This window comes from Micromonospora sp. NPDC049366 (assembly GCF_044466625.1).
GTDB lineage: Bacteria > Actinomycetota > Actinomycetes > Mycobacteriales > Micromonosporaceae > Micromonospora.
The window spans coordinates 151,439-167,438 of the sequence record NZ_JBITMV010000008.1 but is presented as its reverse complement, the minus strand read 5'-3'; the positions used below and the strand labels follow the sequence as shown (position 1 = coordinate 167,438).

Annotated in this window: 17 protein-coding genes; 7 read left to right on the top strand and 10 right to left on the bottom strand. The window is 73.8% G+C overall.

Annotated features, from left to right (window positions below; genetic code table 11):
• Window positions 1-77: 77 nt before the first annotated feature.
• A complete protein-coding gene (gene corA / locus ACIBTV_RS13995; RefSeq protein WP_396704720.1) occupies window positions 78-1,205 on the top strand; it encodes a magnesium/cobalt transporter CorA in 1,128 nt (375 codons plus the stop codon).
• A gap of 27 nt (window positions 1,206-1,232) precedes the next feature.
• Here the strand turns inward: corA and ACIBTV_RS13990 are convergent, their stop codons facing one another.
• On the bottom strand, window positions 1,233-1,475 hold the full coding sequence (locus ACIBTV_RS13990; RefSeq protein ID WP_396704718.1) for a hypothetical protein: 243 nt from the start codon (window positions 1,473-1,475) through the stop codon (window positions 1,233-1,235).
• Between the two features lie 128 nt (window positions 1,476-1,603).
• Window positions 1,604-2,119 carry a 2'-5' RNA ligase family protein gene (locus ACIBTV_RS13985; protein ID WP_396704716.1) on the bottom strand — a complete coding sequence of 172 codons (516 nt, stop codon included), beginning with the start codon at window positions 2,117-2,119 and terminating at the stop codon, window positions 1,604-1,606.
• A gap of 81 nt (window positions 2,120-2,200) precedes the next feature.
• On the opposite strand from ACIBTV_RS13985, the gene ACIBTV_RS13980 reads away from it, so the two are divergent.
• Window positions 2,201-2,713, top strand: a complete 513-nt coding sequence (locus ACIBTV_RS13980) for a DinB family protein (protein ID WP_396704714.1) — start codon at window positions 2,201-2,203, stop codon at window positions 2,711-2,713.
• On the opposite strand, the gene ACIBTV_RS13975 is transcribed toward ACIBTV_RS13980, so the two are convergent.
• Complete coding sequence (locus tag ACIBTV_RS13975; RefSeq protein WP_396704712.1) at window positions 2,683-3,075, bottom strand: alcohol dehydrogenase catalytic domain-containing protein; 393 nt, start codon at window positions 3,073-3,075, stop codon at window positions 2,683-2,685. The genes ACIBTV_RS13980 and ACIBTV_RS13975 overlap by 31 nt on opposite strands.
• 175 nt (window positions 3,076-3,250) lie before the next feature.
• Between ACIBTV_RS13975 and ACIBTV_RS13970 the strand changes: the two genes are divergently transcribed.
• Window positions 3,251-3,658 (top strand): SCP2 sterol-binding domain-containing protein, encoded by a 408-nt coding sequence (locus ACIBTV_RS13970; RefSeq protein WP_396704710.1) that lies wholly within the window; start codon window positions 3,251-3,253, stop codon window positions 3,656-3,658.
• Entirely contained in the window at window positions 3,655-5,727 is a 2,073-nt protein-coding gene (locus tag ACIBTV_RS13965; protein WP_396704709.1) for a glycogen debranching N-terminal domain-containing protein, read from the top strand. The genes ACIBTV_RS13970 and ACIBTV_RS13965 overlap by 4 nt, the downstream gene beginning before the upstream one ends.
• Window positions 5,728-5,836: 109 nt before the next feature.
• Here the strand turns inward: ACIBTV_RS13965 and ACIBTV_RS13960 are convergent, their stop codons facing one another.
• Window positions 5,837-6,598 carry a hypothetical protein gene (locus ACIBTV_RS13960; protein ID WP_396704708.1) on the bottom strand — a complete coding sequence of 254 codons (762 nt, stop codon included), beginning with the start codon at window positions 6,596-6,598 and terminating at the stop codon, window positions 5,837-5,839.
• A gap of 118 nt (window positions 6,599-6,716) precedes the next feature.
• Window positions 6,717-7,223: a DinB family protein gene (locus ACIBTV_RS13955; RefSeq protein WP_396704707.1), complete on the bottom strand. Its 507-nt coding sequence runs from the start codon at window positions 7,221-7,223 to the stop codon at window positions 6,717-6,719.
• Between the two features lie 122 nt (window positions 7,224-7,345).
• Between ACIBTV_RS13955 and ACIBTV_RS13950 the strand changes: the two genes are divergently transcribed.
• Complete coding sequence (locus tag ACIBTV_RS13950; protein WP_396704705.1) at window positions 7,346-8,251, top strand: DUF72 domain-containing protein; 906 nt, start codon at window positions 7,346-7,348, stop codon at window positions 8,249-8,251.
• Between the two features lie 4 nt (window positions 8,252-8,255).
• Here ACIBTV_RS13950 and ACIBTV_RS13945 read toward each other — a convergent pair whose 3' ends face one another.
• The 3 genes from ACIBTV_RS13945 to ACIBTV_RS13935 form a co-directional block, all read right to left on the bottom strand.
• Window positions 8,256-9,494, bottom strand: coding sequence for a cytochrome P450 (locus ACIBTV_RS13945; protein WP_396704703.1), 1,239 nt, complete (start codon window positions 9,492-9,494; stop codon window positions 8,256-8,258).
• A 54-nt stretch (window positions 9,495-9,548) separates the two neighbouring features.
• Window positions 9,549-9,923 (bottom strand): hypothetical protein, encoded by a 375-nt coding sequence (locus ACIBTV_RS13940; protein ID WP_396704701.1) that lies wholly within the window; start codon window positions 9,921-9,923, stop codon window positions 9,549-9,551.
• A gap of 185 nt (window positions 9,924-10,108) precedes the next feature.
• Window positions 10,109-10,825 carry a hypothetical protein gene (locus ACIBTV_RS13935; RefSeq protein ID WP_396704700.1) on the bottom strand — a complete coding sequence of 239 codons (717 nt, stop codon included), beginning with the start codon at window positions 10,823-10,825 and terminating at the stop codon, window positions 10,109-10,111.
• A gap of 210 nt (window positions 10,826-11,035) precedes the next feature.
• Here ACIBTV_RS13935 and ACIBTV_RS13930 point away from each other — a divergent pair, with 210 nt between their 5' ends.
• Window positions 11,036-11,206, top strand: a complete 171-nt coding sequence (locus ACIBTV_RS13930; RefSeq protein WP_396704698.1) for a hypothetical protein — start codon at window positions 11,036-11,038, stop codon at window positions 11,204-11,206.
• Between the two features lie 3 nt (window positions 11,207-11,209).
• Here the strand turns inward: ACIBTV_RS13930 and ACIBTV_RS13925 are convergent, their stop codons facing one another.
• A complete protein-coding gene (locus tag ACIBTV_RS13925) occupies window positions 11,210-12,070 on the bottom strand; it encodes an alpha/beta fold hydrolase (protein WP_396704696.1) in 861 nt (286 codons plus the stop codon).
• Window positions 12,071-12,171: 101 nt separating this feature from the next.
• A complete protein-coding gene (locus ACIBTV_RS13920) occupies window positions 12,172-13,428 on the bottom strand; it encodes a hypothetical protein (RefSeq protein WP_396704694.1) in 1,257 nt (418 codons plus the stop codon).
• A 507-nt stretch (window positions 13,429-13,935) separates the two neighbouring features.
• Here ACIBTV_RS13920 and ACIBTV_RS13915 point away from each other — a divergent pair.
• Window positions 13,936-15,993 carry a type IIA DNA topoisomerase subunit B gene (locus ACIBTV_RS13915; protein ID WP_396704692.1) on the top strand — a complete coding sequence of 686 codons (2,058 nt, stop codon included), beginning with the start codon at window positions 13,936-13,938 and terminating at the stop codon, window positions 15,991-15,993.
• Window positions 15,994-16,000: the final 7 nt, after the last annotated feature.

Genomic DNA, 16,000 nt, shown 5'->3' with positions numbered 1-16,000 from the left:
TTTTGCGCGGCGCGGGGTGGGGATGCTGTGCGGTTCCGTGGGGCGAGCCGCGCGTGGGGGCTGGTGGGGGAGGTGCCATGGTCGGTGACGGTGATCCCCATCCGGAGGGTGGCTTCGGGCGGCAGCTCGACGAACCCGAGACCGGCTACGGCGGCCGGCGGCCCGAGCCGCCCGCGTCGATGCCGAGCGGTCTCGTCGACAGCGCGGTCTACAGCCGGGGATACCGGTACGCGTCGCCGGCCACCCTCGCCGACACGTACCGCTGCCTCCAGGAGCTGACCGGGGCGATGGCCTGGATCGGGCTCTACCGCCCGGACCGCGACCAAATCGTCTCCCTCGCCCGGGAGTTCCGCCTCCACGACCTGGCCGTCGAGGACGCGATCAACGCCCACCAGCGACCCAAGCTGGAGCGCTTCGGCGACACCCTGTTCGTGGTGCTGCGCGCGGCCCGCTACGTCGACGTCCGCGAGGAGGTCGAGTTCAGCGAGGTCCACCTCTTCATCGGCCCCGGCTTCGTCGTCACCGTCCGGCACGGCGAGGCACCCGACCTGGCCGCCGTCCGGGCACGGTTGGAGGCCGAGCCGGAGATGCTCGCCCGCGGGCCGCAGGCGGTGCTCTACGCGATCCTCGACCAGGTCGTCGACGGGTACGCCCCGGTGGTCGCCGGGCTGGAGAACGACATCGACGAGATCGAGACGGAGGTCTTCGGCGGCGACCCGAACGCCAGCCGGCGCATCTACGAGCTCAGCCGCGAGGTCATCCAGTTCCAGCGGGCCGCCCGTCCCCTGCTCGGCGTGCTGGCCGCGCTCGCCGCGGGCTCCGGCAAGTACGGCACGGACGAGGAGTTGCAGCGCTACCTGCGTGACGTCACCGACCACCTGACGCAGGTCGTGGAGCGGGTGGACAGCTTCCGGCATCTGCTGCAGAACATCCTGGCCGTCAACGCCACGCTCGTCTCGCAGCAGCAGAACGAGGAGATGCGCAGCCTGACCGCGGCGAGCTACGCCCAGAACGAGGAGCTGAAGAAGATCTCGGCCTGGGCCGCGATCCTGTTCGCCCCCACCCTGATCGGCACGGTCTACGGCATGAACTTCGTCCACATGCCCGAGCTGCACTGGCGGTACGGCTACCTGTTCGCGGTCGCCCTGATGGCGCTCGTCTGCGGCAGCCTGTACCTGGTCTTCAAACGTCGCGGCTGGCTCTGAGCGGCGGGGCCGCCGGTGTGGACGGGGCTATTCGAAGCCGCGCAGGATGTGCCGCTCGTCCTCGACGTCGTCCTCGTCCGGGCCGATCCGGCCCTGCAGGGCGGAGGCGGCCCAGACCTTCAGCGGGGTGGACGCCCCGGTCGTGCCGCCCGCGACCTGAGGGTCGTCGCCGGTCAGTGCGTCCTCGATCGGTGGCGCGCTGCGCTGGACCTGCATGGCACTGCCCTCCTCGTTGCCGCTGCGCCCCCGGGCGACGGGCAGGACCGCCACGACGCGGACCGCACGCCGGCCGGCCCGCGGAGTTGGGGTGACACAGCTCACATGCACCATCCCACGTCCGGGCGTCCCGGCACACCTGGTTTCCCATACCCGACTTTTCGTCGGCGCCGGTCGATCGGTCAGGACAGCGGGCGGGAGATCCCCCGGGCGTGGTCGGTGAGCGCCGCGCCGACCACCGTCGCCTCGACGGGCAGGATCTCCAGGCAGCGGCGGACGGCCGCGGCCATCAGGACGTTCGGCACCCGCATGGAGAGGGTGCAGTGCGGCACCCAACGCCCCGGCCGGTAGTGCTCGACGAGGGGCACCCCGGCCGCGCTGAGACGGTCGTGCACCTGCCGGTGGTGGGCCAGCAGTTCGGCGGTGGGCGTCGCCCCCAACCACAGGACCCGGCCGACGAACTGCCCGGCGTGCTGGAACGACAGCCGCAGGGGAGCGGCCACCACCATCCCGTCCAGCGCGGCGGTGACCCGCTCCGGGTCGAACCGGGGCGCCACCGCGAGCGAGACGTGTGGGCGGTGCCGCTGTTCCAGCAGCGAGCGCATGCTCTGCACGCCCTCGGCCTCCAGCGCGTCCCAGAGCACCCGGATCCGCCGGGTGGCGTCGGTGTCCAGGTAGAGCTCCAGCGCCGCGACCACATGATCACGGTAGCGGCCGCGTTTGACCGTCCGTTGCCGCGGTACAGGACAGGAACCGGTCGGGACGGGAAGGATGGGCACGTGGACGTGAGTGACCTGCTGATCGAGACGTACGACCGGCTTCCGCCGCTGGTCCGCGGGGCGGTGGACGGGCTGACGCCGGAGCAGCTGCGGCAGGCTCCCCGCCCGGGCGCCAACCCGGTGGGCTGGCTGGTCTGGCACCTGACCCGGGTCCGGGACGACCACCTCGCCGACGTGATGGGCGCCGAGCAGGTGTGGGTGGGCGGCGACTGGGCCCGGCGCTTCGGGCTCCCCGGCGCGGATCCGCACGACACCGGCTTCGCGCACACGGCCGAGCAGGTGGCCGCGCTGCGGCCGGAGAGCGCGCAGGCGCTGATCGACTACCACGAGGCCGTGCACACCCGGACCCGCGCCTACCTGGCCGGGCTGCGGGAGGCGGACCTCGACCGGATCGTCGACGAGTCGTGGGACCCGCCGGTGACCCTCGGCGTCCGGCTGGTCAGCGTCGCCGAGGACGACCTCCAGCACGTCGGGCAGGCGGCCTACGTCCGTGGCCTCCTGCTCGCCGCCTGACCGGCCGCGCTCACGGCACGATGACCGCCGGCCGGGTTCTCGCAGTACGTGTCGACGCCCACCCGGCAGCGGGCACACACCCCGCACCCCCACGCACCGTAGACGGCCACCGGTTGTCCCACCGCCAGCCCGGTCACCCCGTGGCCCAGCGCGTGCACCCAGCCGGCGTTCTCGTGCCCCAGCGTGAACGGCGGGTTCCAGGGCATCGAGCCGGCCCCGAACTCGTCCATCAGGTGCAGGTCGGAGTGGCAGGCACCGGCCGCGCCGATCCGCACCACCACCTGGCCCGGGCCCGGCGTGGGCTCGGGCATGTCGACCAGCGCCGGTTCGGACTTCCACTCCTGCAGCCGTAGCGCGCGCATCCGGCACCTCCGCTCCCGAGCGGTCTGCCGTGCGGCTGCCCGTCGGGGCCGGAGATAAACGGGGGAGGCCCGAGCGGCGACACCAGCGGTCGCGGTGAGTCGCCATCACCCGATCCGGGTGATGCCACCTCACCCCGGTCGCGGGCAACCTGCCTGGACGAGGGGAGGGGTTCCGATGGTCACGAGCGTGGGGGACTACCTGCGGGAGTTGGGGCCCGGCCGGCGGCCCGACCTTCCGGAGACCATCGCGGCCACCGTGCGCCTGGACGCCCGGGAGGACGGCTACACCACGCACTGGTATCTCAGCGTGGCGGACCAGCACGTCGAGGTGAGCAACTCCTCGCGGGACGCGGATCTCGTGGTCACCGCCGACCGGGCGGTCCTCGACCAACTGGCCTCCGGGGAGCTGCACGTCTCGGCCGCGGCGCTGCGCAACGACCTGACCCTGCGGGGCGACGTCCGGCTGTTCATGCTGGTCCGCCGCATCTTCCCCGGCCCCCGCGACGCCCGCCATCCGCGCACCGCCGCCCGTCAGGTCATGCAGGGCCGCGCCACGCCCGGCGGATGGGTCGGCCCGTCGTGACGCGGGAGCGCGTCCTGGTGTTCACGGGCAACGCCTTCGCGGCCGGCGACGCGCGGGGCGACATGGAGCTCGACGCCCGCTACCCCGTCGGGATCTTCTCGTTCGACACCCGGTTCGTGTCCCGCTGGGTGCTCACCGTGAACGGCGAGCGGCTCAACGCCCTCTCCCGCGACGACGTGAACTACTTCGAGACCCGGTTCTTCCTGGTGCCCGGCGCGGCGAGCCACTACGTCGACGCCGACGTCTCGGTGATCCGGCATCGGTCCATCAACGACAGCTTCCACGAGCGCATCACCGTGCTCAACCACTCGCCCGAGCCGGCCGAATACACGGTGCGACTGTCGATCGGCACCGACTTCGCCGACACCGCCGAGCTCCGGCAACCGCGCCGCCGGGCCGTCCAGGTCATCGCCGATCCGGCCCGACGGCAGCTACGGCTGCGCTACCAGCGCGACCGGTTCGTGCGGGAGACGATCGTGACCAGCACGGAGCCCGTCGACGTGGACGAGGAGGGAATGACCTTCCGGGTCCGGCTCGAACCGGAGGGTAGGTGGGCCACCGACCTGCACGTCGCGGTCGGGATGATCACGCGCAGCGAAGAGGGCCGGGACCAGCGGGTCAGCCTGGGATCGCATCGCGAGCGCGTCCAGCAGGGCATGCGGGAGGACCTGGACGAGTGGCTCGCGCGGGCGCCGTACCTGGTGGCCGAGCGGCAGGAGCTGCTGGCCATCTACGAGCAGAGCCTCACCGACCTCGCGTCGCTGCGCTACCAGCCCATCGGGAATCCGGGGCGGGTGCCGGTCGGCGGCCTGCCGTGGGCCATGACGCTGTACGGACGGGACAGCCTCTTCACCTGCCTCCAGTCGCTGGCGTTCACCCCCGAGCTGGTCCCCCCGACGCTGCGTGAACTCGCCATGCTCCAGGGCAGCCAGCTCGACGACGTACGCGACGAGGAGCCGGGCAAGATCCTGGCCGAGTTGCGGTACGGCGAGGCGGCGGCGTTCGGCGACGAGCCGACCACGATCTACTACGGGGCGGCGGACACCACCCCGCTGTTCGTCATCCTTCTCGACGAGTACGAACGCTGGTCCGGGGACGCCGACCTGGTCCGGGAACTGCGCCACCCGGCGCGGATGGCGCTGGACTGGATCGACGACTACGGCGACCTGATCGGCGACGGCTACCTGCGCTACCTCACCCGCAACAGCCGCAAGGGCTGGATCAACCAGGGGTGGCGGAACTCGCCCGAGGCCATCGTGTACGCCGACGGGCGGTTGCCGGGCTTCCCCCGGGCGACCTGCGAGCTCCAGGGGTACGCCTACGACGCGAAACGGCGCGGGGCCCGTCTGGCCCGCGAATTCTGGGGCGACCCGGCGTACGCCGACCGGCTGGACCGGGAGGCGGAGGCGCTGAAGCAACGGTTCAACCGGGACTTCTGGCTGCCCGAGCGGGAGTACTTCGCGCTGGCGCTGGAGCCGGACGGCACCCCGGTGGACGCCCTGTCGTCCGGCCTCGGGCACCTGCTGTGGAGCGGGATCGTCGAGGAGGAACGTGTCGAGGCGCTCGCCGCGCACCTGGCCGGTCCGGCGCTGTTCAGCGGCTGGGGCGTGCGGACGCTGGCGGAGGGGCAGCGCCCGTACAACCCGGTCGGGTCGCACCTGGGCGCGGTGTGGCCGTCGGACAACGCGGTGGTGGTCGCGGGACTGCGCCGGTACGGCTGTGACGTCGAGGCCGCCCGGATCGCCGCGGGAATCTTCGACATGGCGGAGACGCTGCGCGGGTCGGTGCCGGAGCTGATCGCCGGCTACGCGCGGGGTCAGACCAAGTACCCGGTCCAGCTGCCGGCCGCCGGTCGACCCCAGTCGTGGTCCTCGGGAGCGCTGCTGATGCTCCTCGGCACGGTGCTGGGGTTGCGGCCGAGCGGTGAGAACCTGCTCGTGAAACCCGCGCTGCCGCCGGGGTTCGGGCGCGTCGAACTGCTCGACGTCCCCGGTCGGTGGGGGCACTCCGACGCGTACGGCCGGGACCGGGCCGGCACGTTGCACGGGCACCGGCCCCGACTGCGCTGAGATGCTCCGGCGACGGCCGGAGCGCGGCACCGACGTCGGCCCCGACCGCGTCGGTCGTGCGTCGACCGGGCTTCGGTCGGGACGTCGCTCTCGACCGCGCCGACGGTCGTCAGTCGGCGGGCCGGCCGTTTGTCGCCGGTCTGCCCCGGGCGCCCGGCGAGTGTTGCCCGCCGACGCCGACGCCGACGCCGACGCCGGGGTCGGCCCGCCGGCCGGGCGCGGTGGCCTGCGGCCGAGGGCTGCGCGGAGACCGGCTGGACGAGGCGCCGCGGGACTTCTCGTCGCCCAGCACCCGGTCGCAGTATCCGGTCACCCGGTCCCGCCCGCCGGCGGCGGCGACCAGGCCGGCGAAGGCCGGATTCTCCAGCGCCCGCCCCGGCTGGTCGCCGGCTCTCGTCCGATAGGCCGTGCAGAGCTCGGCGTCGGTGGGGGCGGGCGGGACCGGTGGCGGCTCGGCCGGCCCGCCCGAGGGGGAGTTCGCCGGTGCGCTCGGCGCCACCGGCGGAGCCTCGACGGACGGCGGAGGGCCGACCGTGGCCGGCGGCGGTGCGGTGCCTCCGGGCAGCGTGCCCGTCGCGGCCAGCGCGACGCCGCCGGTGGCGGTCACGGCGAGCGCGGCCAGCGCGGCCCGCACGCCGAGGCCGGTCAGCCTGTGCCGGGCCCGCGTCGGCGCGGCGGGCGGTGGCGGATCCGTCCGGGCCCGACGGAACGCCCGCACGGCGGCCTGCTCGCCTGCGAGCTCGCCCGCGAGGGGTGCGGCGCGCAGAGCCGCCAGGAGCTGCGCGAGCGGATGCAGGGCGTCGCGTGGGTCGACGACGGAACCACCGAGCAGCCGCTCGACGGTGTCCCGGTCCATCCGGTGTGCGTTCATCTCGTGTCCCTCAGCGCCGCGCGCCGACGGGACGTCACATCAGGCCGTCGACCACTGGCCGACGACCGGTCGCCGGGCGTGCCGTGGGCCCGGTGCGCGGGCCGCCCGACGGCCGGCCTCAGCCCATGGTCTTGGCGCCGTCGATCGCCTCGCGCAGGATGTCGGCGTGCCCGGCGTGCTGGGAGGTCTCGGCGATGAGGTGCAGCAGCACCCGCCGGACCGACCAGCTCACCCCGGGCTCGAACCACGGGGCCACCGGCAGCGGGTGGGCGCTGTCGAGGTCGAGCGTGCCGACCAGGTCGTCCGTGCGCGCGGCGACCCGCGCGTAGTCGTCGAGCAGACCGGCCAGGGTCTCGCCCTCCTGCATCCGGAACTGGCCCACCCAGTCGACCGGCTCGCTCTCCATCGCGGCGGCGCCGCCGACCGCGAACCGCATCCAGCTCGCCTCGGTGAGCGCCACGTGCTTGATGAGGCCACCGAGGCAGAGGTCGCTGACCGTGGTGCGGGTGGCGGCCTGCGCGTCGGTGATCCCGTCGACCGTCTGGCGCAGAAAGCCGCGGTGGCGGCGCAGCGATTGCACGAGATCGGCCCGCTCGCCGGTGGTGACCTGTGAAGAGATGGTCATCGCGTCGCCCTTCGTCGACTGTCCGTCCAGGACACCGTACGACCGCGTACCGACGTTTTCGCCCCACGCCGCGTCGTCGGCACCGGTTGCCGATCCGGGGCGATCGGGGTGAACTGAATGACATGGGTGTCATTCGGGTGGGAACGTCGTCCTGGGCCGACCAGTCGCTGCTGCGCTCCGGCTGGTATCCGCGATCCGTGAACACGCCGGCCGGTCGGCTGCGCTGGTACGCCGAACACTTCCCCCTGGTCGAGGTGGACACGTCCTACTACGCGGTGCCGGTGCCCGAGACCACCGCCGGCTGGGTGGCCGCCACCCCGGCCGGGTTCACCTTCGACGTCAAGGCGTTCAGCCTGTTCACCGGCCACCCCACACCGGTCGCCGCGCTGCCGCGCGACCTGCGTCCGGCCGACGGCCCGAGCCGGGTCCGCCGACGGGACCTGCCCGCCACGACGTACGACGAGCTGTGGGCCCGGTTCCGGGCAGCCCTGGACCCCATCGCGGCGGCCGGGAAGCTCGGGGCGGTGCTGCTCCAGTTTCCGCCCTGGCTGGTCCGCGGCGCCGCCGCCGAACGCCGGATCACGGAGCTCGCCGAGCGCTGCCGCCCCTGGCGGGTGGCCGTCGAACTGCGCCACGGGTCCTGGTTCGACGGCCGGGCCGCACTGGACACCCTGGCCCTCCTGCGCGCCCACGACCTGAGCCTGGTCTGCGTCGACATGCCGCAGGGGCACCCGTCCTCCGTGCCGCCGCTGCCGGTCGCCACCGCCGAGCCGGCGGTGGTGCGGTTCCACGGCCACAGCGACGCCTGGGCGACCGGCGACAAGGAGGAGAAGTTTCGCTACGCGTACGGCGACGGGGAACTCCGCCACTGGTCCACGCTGCTGACCGAGCTGGCCGACCAGGCCGGCGAGCTGCACGCGCTCTTCAACACCTGCTGCGCGGGCCAGGCCCAGCGCGACGCCGAGCGGCTCTCCGGGCTGCTGACCGCCGGGAGCGGGCACCCGGCGGCGGCCGGCGCCGCGAGCTGACCCGTCAACCGGTGCGGCGTACGTCGACCACGACGCCGCTGCGCGGCCGGGTGGGGATACGCCGCAGCGAGATCCCCAGATCCTGCGAGGGCAGCTCGTAGTCGAGGCGGGCCAACCGGACGGCGAGATCGCGCAGCAGCGCCACCGTGATCATCTCGCCCGGGCAGCGGTGCCCGGTGCGCGGATCCCCACCGCCCTGCGGCACCAGCTCGAACTCGCCGATCGGCCGGTCGAGGAAGCGGTCCGGGTGGAAGCGGTACGGCTCCGGCCACACCCGCGGGTCGTGGTTCTGGCCGTACAGGTCCAGCAGCACCAGCGCCCCGGCCGGAATGCGTACCCCGCCCCACCCCAGGTCGGCCGCCGCCCGCCCGCCGACGAACGGGGCGAACGGGTAGAACCGACGGATCTCGTGGGCGTACGCCTCGGCGAACGCGCCGTCGCCCGCCCGCAGCCGGTCCCGGTGCTCCGGCCAGCGGTGCAGGGCGTGCCCGGTGAACGCGACGAACCAGCTGACCGCCACCGTCGGCCGGACGATGTTCAGCAACTCCACCGCGGCCGTGCACGGATCGAGCAGCGAGCCGTCGGCGTCCCGGTGCTCGGCCACGGCCCGCACCGCCGACCCCGCGGGCACCGCCGCCTCGCCACGGCGTACCCCCTCGATCAGGCCGGCCAGCCACTCCTCCCGGCGGGTTCGGGCCCGCCGCGCCCGCCAGTGCCGCGGCCCGGCCGTGGCGAAGCCGTCCACCATCGCCACCAGGTCGGCCGCCAGCGCCGGCAGCTCGTCGTCGCGCAGCGGCAACCCGACCCACTCGCCGACACCACGGGTCAGCACCCGGCTCACCTCGTCGAAGAGCACCACCGGGCCGCGCGCCGCCCAGTCCCGAGCGGCGGCGTCCCACGCGGCGGCGACCCGTCGGACCAGGTCGTCGATGCTCCCGTCGATGAGCAGCGCCACGAACAGGGCCTTGCGGACGCGGTGCGCCTCGCCGTCGAGGCCGTGCACCGCGCCGTGCCCGAACAGGGTGCTCCGGACCGGCCCCGGAATCGCGCCGTGCCGGTGGATGTGCCGCTCGTCGTAGAAGAACCGGGCCGCCTCCGGCCCGTGCAGCGCCACCGCCCGCTGCCCCAGCAGCCGGGTGGCGAGCACGTCGGCGTCGCACCGGCGTAGCCGGTTGGGCAGCCAGGCGAAACCCTCCAGGGCCAGGGCGAGCGTGTCGTCGAAACGAGCGTACGGCGCGGGCATGGGCACTCTCGTGCCCACGCGACGGGGTCGCAAACCACCGCGGACCGCGCGCGGTCAGGCGCTGCGTCGCCCCCGGGAGCGGAACGCGTCCTGCGTACGCTCGTCGACCTCCGCGGCCTCCGGGAAGGTGCGGCCGCTCGGCGCCGGGTCCGGCGGCGCGCCCGGCCCCGCCTCCGACTGCCGGCTCGGCTCCACCGGGCCGAACCCGTGCCGACCCATCGGCCCGGACGGTGCCGACGGCGCGCCGGCCCGGCGTTCCCCGCGTCGCCCCTGTGGGACGGCCGTCTCCTCGCTGCCCTCGTCCATCGGCGAGTCCTCGTCCACGCCGAAGGGCGGTTCGGTGTCGTAGACGTCCCGGGTGCCCCACGGGACCGTCACCTCCGGATCGCGCGGGGCCTGCCCGCCGCCGCGTCCCTTGTCCGCCGTCATGGCCACCTCGCTGCTCGGTCCGCCGGTACCCGGGCTGATTGCCCGCCACCGCGCCGGTCATGCCCGGCGCGCGGCCCGGTCCGCCGGGGTCTGCGGCGGCACGAGCACCCCGGCGGTGGTACGGGCAGACCAACGGCCGGCACCCCGCCCGAGGAGTCGGCGGGGTACCGGCCGGTAACCGGTCGTCAGTGGCTGGACATCGCCATCGGCCGCTTGGCGGTCACCATGCTCACCGCCCTGCCGAGGTGCCCGGCCTTGGGAATGCCCATCCCGGGCATCATCCCCAGGCCCGGAAGCCGGGCCGCCTTGCCCATCACGCCGACCTTGGCGATCCCCTTCGGGGCCGACGCCAGCCCGCCCACCCGGTCGAACAGCCCGCGCCACACCTGGCCCGGTTTCTGCTGCTCGCCCATGTACGCGGTCACCACCACCAGCGCGCCGGTCAGGGCCGGAACGGCCCACTGCAGCAGCTTCATCTGCCGCTGGTTGGCGGCCACCGCGGCCGGCGTCTGGTGGTTCGGCTCGGTGATGCCGTCCACCGGCGGCCCGCCGGCCCGCTGCAGCCGCATGCCGAGCAGGCGGCTGTACCCGGTCACCGCGAGGGCTCCCACGGTCAGCGCCGTCTTGACGACGCTCGCCCGCGCCACGCCCGCCTGGGCCGCGACCCGGGGGCTCTCCGTCACCAGCTCACCGACCGCACCGGCCAGGTGCGCGCCGATGGCCGCCGCGTTCACCGGTGTCCACCGTGACCAGCCGGCCGAGGCGACCGGAAGTCGCTGCGTCGCGTCGTTGATCTTCGCCGCCGCGCCGTTGACGCCGAGAGCCCCCATCAGGGAGCCACCGAACCAGGCCGCGAGGCCCAGATCGTGCATCGAGCGCAGGGCGGTATGCCGTTCGGACATCTGATCCCCTTCCACCGTGTCGGGCGGTGCGGCTTACCCACCGCCCGGGCGGCTAACCCCGTCGGTGACCGGCCGACACCTCCGGGCCGGGGACGGACGGGACACCGCTGACGTTCCGTTCCTGCCGGGCCGGTGCCGGTCCGCCGCCAGCAGGAGTCGTCCGGACCTGCCCGGGTAGAGCAGTGCGACGTCACGAGGAGAGGGGAACCGATGAGCCAGCCGGAGGAGAGCCGCGAGAAGACCGCCGAGACCGACGCGGTGCTGATGCACCCGGGCAACGACCCGCACCGGACCACCGCGGAGGTGCCGCCGCGGCACGACCACGGCGAGATCCGGGTGGAGCGCGACGGCGAGATGGTGCCGCTCGAACCGGAGGAGTGACGGTCAGCGGCGGGGCAGGCCGGCGGCGAAGGCGGCCACCCGGTCGGCCAGTGGGGCCGCGGCGCGTACCCAGCTGAAGTGGTCGAGCGGAGCGCCGGCGTCCGCGACGGTGTAGTGCTCGCGGAGCACCGGCGCGGCGACCAGCTTGGCGCACAGGTGGTCCATGGTGGCGTGCGGCGTGTACTGGTCGTCGTCCACGCTCACCGCCAGCACCGGCGTGCGGATCCGGCGCACCGCGGCCTCGGCGTCCACCCCGTCCAGGTGGGGGAAGCGGCCGGTGCGGGCCGTGTACGCCCAGTCCCGGATGACCCCGCGCGCCTGCCGGCCGCCGAAGCCCCAGCCCGGCCACACCCGCAGCAGCGCCGCGGTGGCGGCGATCGACTGGGTGTACGGCAGCACCCCGTAGCCGCGCCGCCCGGGATAGGCCCGCCACCAGGGCAGGCCGACGGCCACCAGGGCCAGCCCGTCCACGGCGTCCCCGCCGGCCAGCGCCAGGTGCAGCAGCGCCGCCTGCCCGCCGAGCGAGTGCCCGAGCAGCAGGCGGGTGCGCCCGTCCAGCCGCGGCTTGAGCGCCTCCAGCACGGCGCCCACGTCGCCGGCCAGCTCCGGGTAGCCGTACCGGGAGCGGCGGCTCGGCGCCGGCGTGCTCGCGCCGGTGCCGCGCAGGTCGGCGACGACCACGGCCAGGCCGGCACCGCGCAGGGCGGCGGCCAGCGGCCGGTAGTAGCGGGCCCGGACCCCCATGGCCGGGCAGACCACGACGACCGGGGCGTCCGGCCGGTCCGGCTCGGGATACACCTGGATCCCGAGCCGCTCGCCGTCGACCTCCACGAACTCCTGCGTGTACTCCGCCGGTGCGCTCACCGGCTCAGCGTACGGCCGCCGGGAAGGGAGCCCCCGGACGGTGACGGGCCCCGCCGGATCCGGCGGGGCCCGTACTCCTGTCGATCGCGCCGGTCGGTCGGTCAGGCGACGCTGATCGACCCGTTGGCCGCCCGGACGCAGGACACCGCGCGGGCCGCCGTGGCGGCGGCGCCCGCCAGGCACTGGCCGAGCACCTGGTGACCGGCGGCGTTCGGGTGCCAGGACTCCTGACACGTCTGGAAGTACGTGGCGCAGACGTTCGCGATCCGCTGGATGGCGATCTTGTCCTTGCCGGAGAGGCTGGTCACGAAGGTGCCGTTGGGCGGGCTGTCCTGGAGCCGGATCGGCGTGGCCAGGGCCCCGGTCGGGCTGGTCGCCGCCTCGCAGAGCCGGGCGCCGTCGAAGGCCCGCTGCACGTTCAGGTAGACCAGGTCGGCGCCGGGGAACTCGGCCGCCAGAGTGTCCCGGGTGGACTTCACCAGCGTGCCCAGGCCCTGCGAGAAGCGGTGACCCGGGGCCAGGCTGGCCCGGTGGATCGGGCAGCCGGCCGCGTACCGCTCGGCGCCGAGGTCGCGGAACTTGTCCCGCGTGTCGTCCCGGCCGTCCTCCTCGTGGAAGCTGGAGTAGAGCTCCGGCGGCAGCGGGTTGGTGTAGTCCTGGAACACGATCCGGTGCTGGCCGTCCGCGTCCACCTGGTCAAGGGTGGTCAGCAGTTGTCGTACGGCCGCGACGGTCTCGGCGGTCGCGGCGGTGAACTGGGCCGCGGTGGCCAGGTCGGCGTCGCTGCACGGCTCCTGCGGCACCGGGCCGTTCAGGTAGGCCCAGAACTCCCACCAGCCGGTCCAGGCGTCCGCGATGAAGCGGTTGGCGCACTTCTCGGCGACGTTGCCGAAGGTGAACGAGCTGTTGTTCGAGCCGAGCCCCACCAGCACCAGGTCGATGTCGTGGGTCTGGGCCACCGCCCGGAGCTGGTCGAGCTGTGAGCTGACCTGCCGACCCTTGTCCCGGGACGCTGACGCGGCGGCGATGTCACGCGGCTGACCGCCCGAACAGGCCAGGTTGAAGCGCGCCTGGATGCCCGGCAGGGCCGCCCGGTGCAGCGAGGCGTTGGGCGAGCGGTGGCAGAAGTACGCGTTGCTGTTCGCCGCCGTCCAGCCGGGGAAGCCCTGGGCGACCCCGTTGATGTCCACGACCGGGCTGTACGCGCCGGCCCCCTCGCCGCTGACGAAGCTGTCCCCGAGGGCGACGGCGGCCGTGGGCAGGGCGGCCGACGCGGGGGCCGGCAGGGCGACCGCGGTCGACAGGGCGGCGGTGGCGACGGCGAGCGCCACGAGCGCCGTACGACGGAACCTGGACATCTGTCTCCCATCAGTCCATGGAAATGTGAAAGATCCTCCGAGGCCGCGATCAGATCACCCGGGTGTGACGCCCGTCAATGGCCCGCAACACTTTCGTTCACCGACCGAAACACCCCCGCCGGCCGCGTGCGCCCGCCCCGCTCTCCGCCCCGCCCCCGCCCCCGCACCCGCGTCCGCGCCCGCCTCCGCCTCCGCCTCCGCTGAGGATCAAGAGGGTTCGCGTCAGGATCGGCGCCGGATCTGACGCGAAGCTCTTGATCACCCGGCGGCCCCGGGTGCGGAGGCTCGGGGTGGGCAGGTGGGGCGGAATCTGGTGGGGGTTGGGGGTGTTGGAACGGCGGGCGTTGCTGTCCGGGGCTTCCGGCCCTGCGGGCGCGTCCGGCGCGGCGGGTCACGGGGTGCCACCGGGTTGTCGGGGCTCCCGGCTAGGCTCGCTGCGGCGCGCCGCGCCGGCGCGGCCGCGCCAGTGAGCGGCACCACACCGCCGAGACCTGGGAGTACGACCAGTTGACCGCAGAGCCTGACACCCTGTACGGGGCCGATGACCTCACCCACCTCGAGGGGCTGGACGCCGTTCGCAAGCGTCCGGGCATGTACATCGGCTCCACCGACAGCCGTGGCGTGGGTCACCTCGTCAACGAGATCCTCGACAACTCCACGGACGAGGGTGTCGCCGGTCACGCCAAGAAGGTCGAGGTGACACTGCACGCCGACGGCTCGGTCCAGGTCGACGACGACGGCCGGGGCATCCCGACCGACGTGCACGCCCGGTCCGGCCTCTCCGGCGTCGAGCTGGTGCTCACCCGGCTGCACGCGGGCGGCAAGTTCGGCGGCTCCGGCTACAAGACGTCCGGCGGCCTGCACGGCGTCGGCGCCTCGGCGGTCAACGCGCTCTCCCGCCGCTTCGACGTGACCGTCCGCCGCGGCGGCAAGATCCACACCATGTCGTTCCGGCACGGCGTGCCGGGAATCTTCGACGGTGACGGCCCCGACGCGCGGTTCACCCCCGGCCCGGGCCTCCAGGTGGTCGGCGCGATGAAGCGCGGGCAGCGCACCGGCACCTCGATCCGCTACTGGCACGACCCCCGCTACTTCGAGACCGGCGCGGCGCTCGACGTCGACGCGGTCCGGATGAAGCTGCGCAACACCGCGTTCCTGGTGCCGGGCGTCAGCTACCTGCTGTGCGACCACACCGGTGAGGCGCCGACGGAGGAGAAGTTCCACTTTCCCGACGGCCTGACCGACATGGTGGAGTTCCTCGCCCCGGCCGGCGACCGGCCGGTCTCCGGCACCCTGCTGGTGACCGGTGAGGGCAGCTACCGGGAGAACGCCGCCGACGCCAACGGCGTCATGCAGTCCAACGTGCAGCGCCGGGCCGAGGTCGAGATCGCCTTCCGCTGGGGCACCGGCTACGAGCGCACCGTGGAGTGCTTCACCAACACCATCCGCAACGCGCACGGCGGCACCCACCGCAAGGGCTTCGAGCGGGCCCTGGCCCGCACCCTCGCCGACGCGGCCCGCAACGCCCGTGGCCTGCTCAAGCCCAAGGAGGACGCGCCCACCCTGGACGACGTCCTGGAGGGCATGACCGCGGTGGTGCACGTCCGCATCCCGGAGCCGCAGTTCACCTCCCAGACCAAGGACGAGCTCTCCACGGCCGGCATCACCAAGGTGCTCCAGGGGCTGGTCGAGCAGCACCTCAAGGCATGGCTGGAGGACCGGAAGACGAAGACCGAGGCGCGCACGGTCCTGCAGAAGATCGTCGACGCGTCCCGGGTGCGGCTCACGCAGAAGCAGCAGAAGGACGCCGCCCGCCGCAAGACCGCCCTGGAGGGCGCGTCGATGCCGGCCAAGCTGGTCGACTGCCGAGCGGCGGGCATCGAGCGCAGCGAGCTGTTCATCGTGGAGGGTGACAGCGCCCTCGGCACGGGTCGCCTCGCCCGCTCCGCCGAATACCAGGCGCTGCTGCCCATCCGCGGCAAGATCCTCAACGTGCAGAAGGCCAACCTGCAGCAGGTGCTCGACAACGCCGAGTGCGCGGCGATCGTGCAGGTGCTCGGCGCCGGCTCGGGGCGTACCTTCGATTTGTCGGCGCTGCGCTACGGCCGCGTCCTCATCATGGCGGACGCCGACGTGGACGGCGCCCACATCCGGACGCTGCTGATCACGCTCTTCGCCCGCTACATGCGCCCGCTCATCGAGGCCGGCCGGTTGTACGCGGCCATGCCGCCCCTCCACAAGATCACCACGAAGGGGCGCAACCCGCAGACGGTCTACACCTACACCCAGGCCGAGATGGCGGCGACGGTCCGCAAGCTGGAGAAGGCCGGCAAGCAGATCGTCACCCCGATCCCGCGGTTCAAGGGTCTCGGTGAGATGGACGCCGACGAGTTGTGGGAGACCACGATGAACCCGGCCACCCGGTCGGTCCGCCGGATCACCCTCGACGATGTGGACGCCGCCGAGCGGATCCTCGAACTGTTGATGGGGGAGAAGGTCGAGCCGCGCCGCAACTGGCTGATCGACTCGGCCGACCTGGTCGACCGGGAGGCGATCGACGCATGAGCCGGCA

What these genes read in the sequence shown, in the direction of transcription:
- corA (WP_396704720.1), top strand. Translation starts at nt 78, where the DNA reads ATGGTCGGTGACGGTGATCCCCATCCGGAGGGTGGCTTCGGGCGGCAG.
- ACIBTV_RS13975 (WP_396704712.1), bottom strand. Translation starts at nt 3,075, where the DNA reads ATGCGCGCGCTACGGCTGCAGGAGTGGAAGTCCGAACCGGCGCTGGTC.
- ACIBTV_RS13970 (WP_396704710.1), top strand. Translation starts at nt 3,251, where the DNA reads ATGGTCACGAGCGTGGGGGACTACCTGCGGGAGTTGGGGCCCGGCCGG.
- ACIBTV_RS13960 (WP_396704708.1), bottom strand. Translation starts at nt 6,598, where the DNA reads ATGAACGCACACCGGATGGACCGGGACACCGTCGAGCGGCTGCTCGGT.
- ACIBTV_RS13955 (WP_396704707.1), bottom strand. Translation starts at nt 7,223, where the DNA reads ATGACCATCTCTTCACAGGTCACCACCGGCGAGCGGGCCGATCTCGTG.
- ACIBTV_RS13950 (WP_396704705.1), top strand. Translation starts at nt 7,346, where the DNA reads ATGGGTGTCATTCGGGTGGGAACGTCGTCCTGGGCCGACCAGTCGCTG.
- ACIBTV_RS13945 (WP_396704703.1), bottom strand. Translation starts at nt 9,494, where the DNA reads ATGCCCGCGCCGTACGCTCGTTTCGACGACACGCTCGCCCTGGCCCTG.
- ACIBTV_RS13940 (WP_396704701.1), bottom strand. Translation starts at nt 9,923, where the DNA reads ATGACGGCGGACAAGGGACGCGGCGGCGGGCAGGCCCCGCGCGATCCG.
- ACIBTV_RS13935 (WP_396704700.1), bottom strand. Translation starts at nt 10,825, where the DNA reads ATGTCCGAACGGCATACCGCCCTGCGCTCGATGCACGATCTGGGCCTC.
- ACIBTV_RS13930 (WP_396704698.1), top strand. Translation starts at nt 11,036, where the DNA reads ATGAGCCAGCCGGAGGAGAGCCGCGAGAAGACCGCCGAGACCGACGCG.
- ACIBTV_RS13920 (WP_396704694.1), bottom strand. Translation starts at nt 13,428, where the DNA reads ATGTCCAGGTTCCGTCGTACGGCGCTCGTGGCGCTCGCCGTCGCCACC.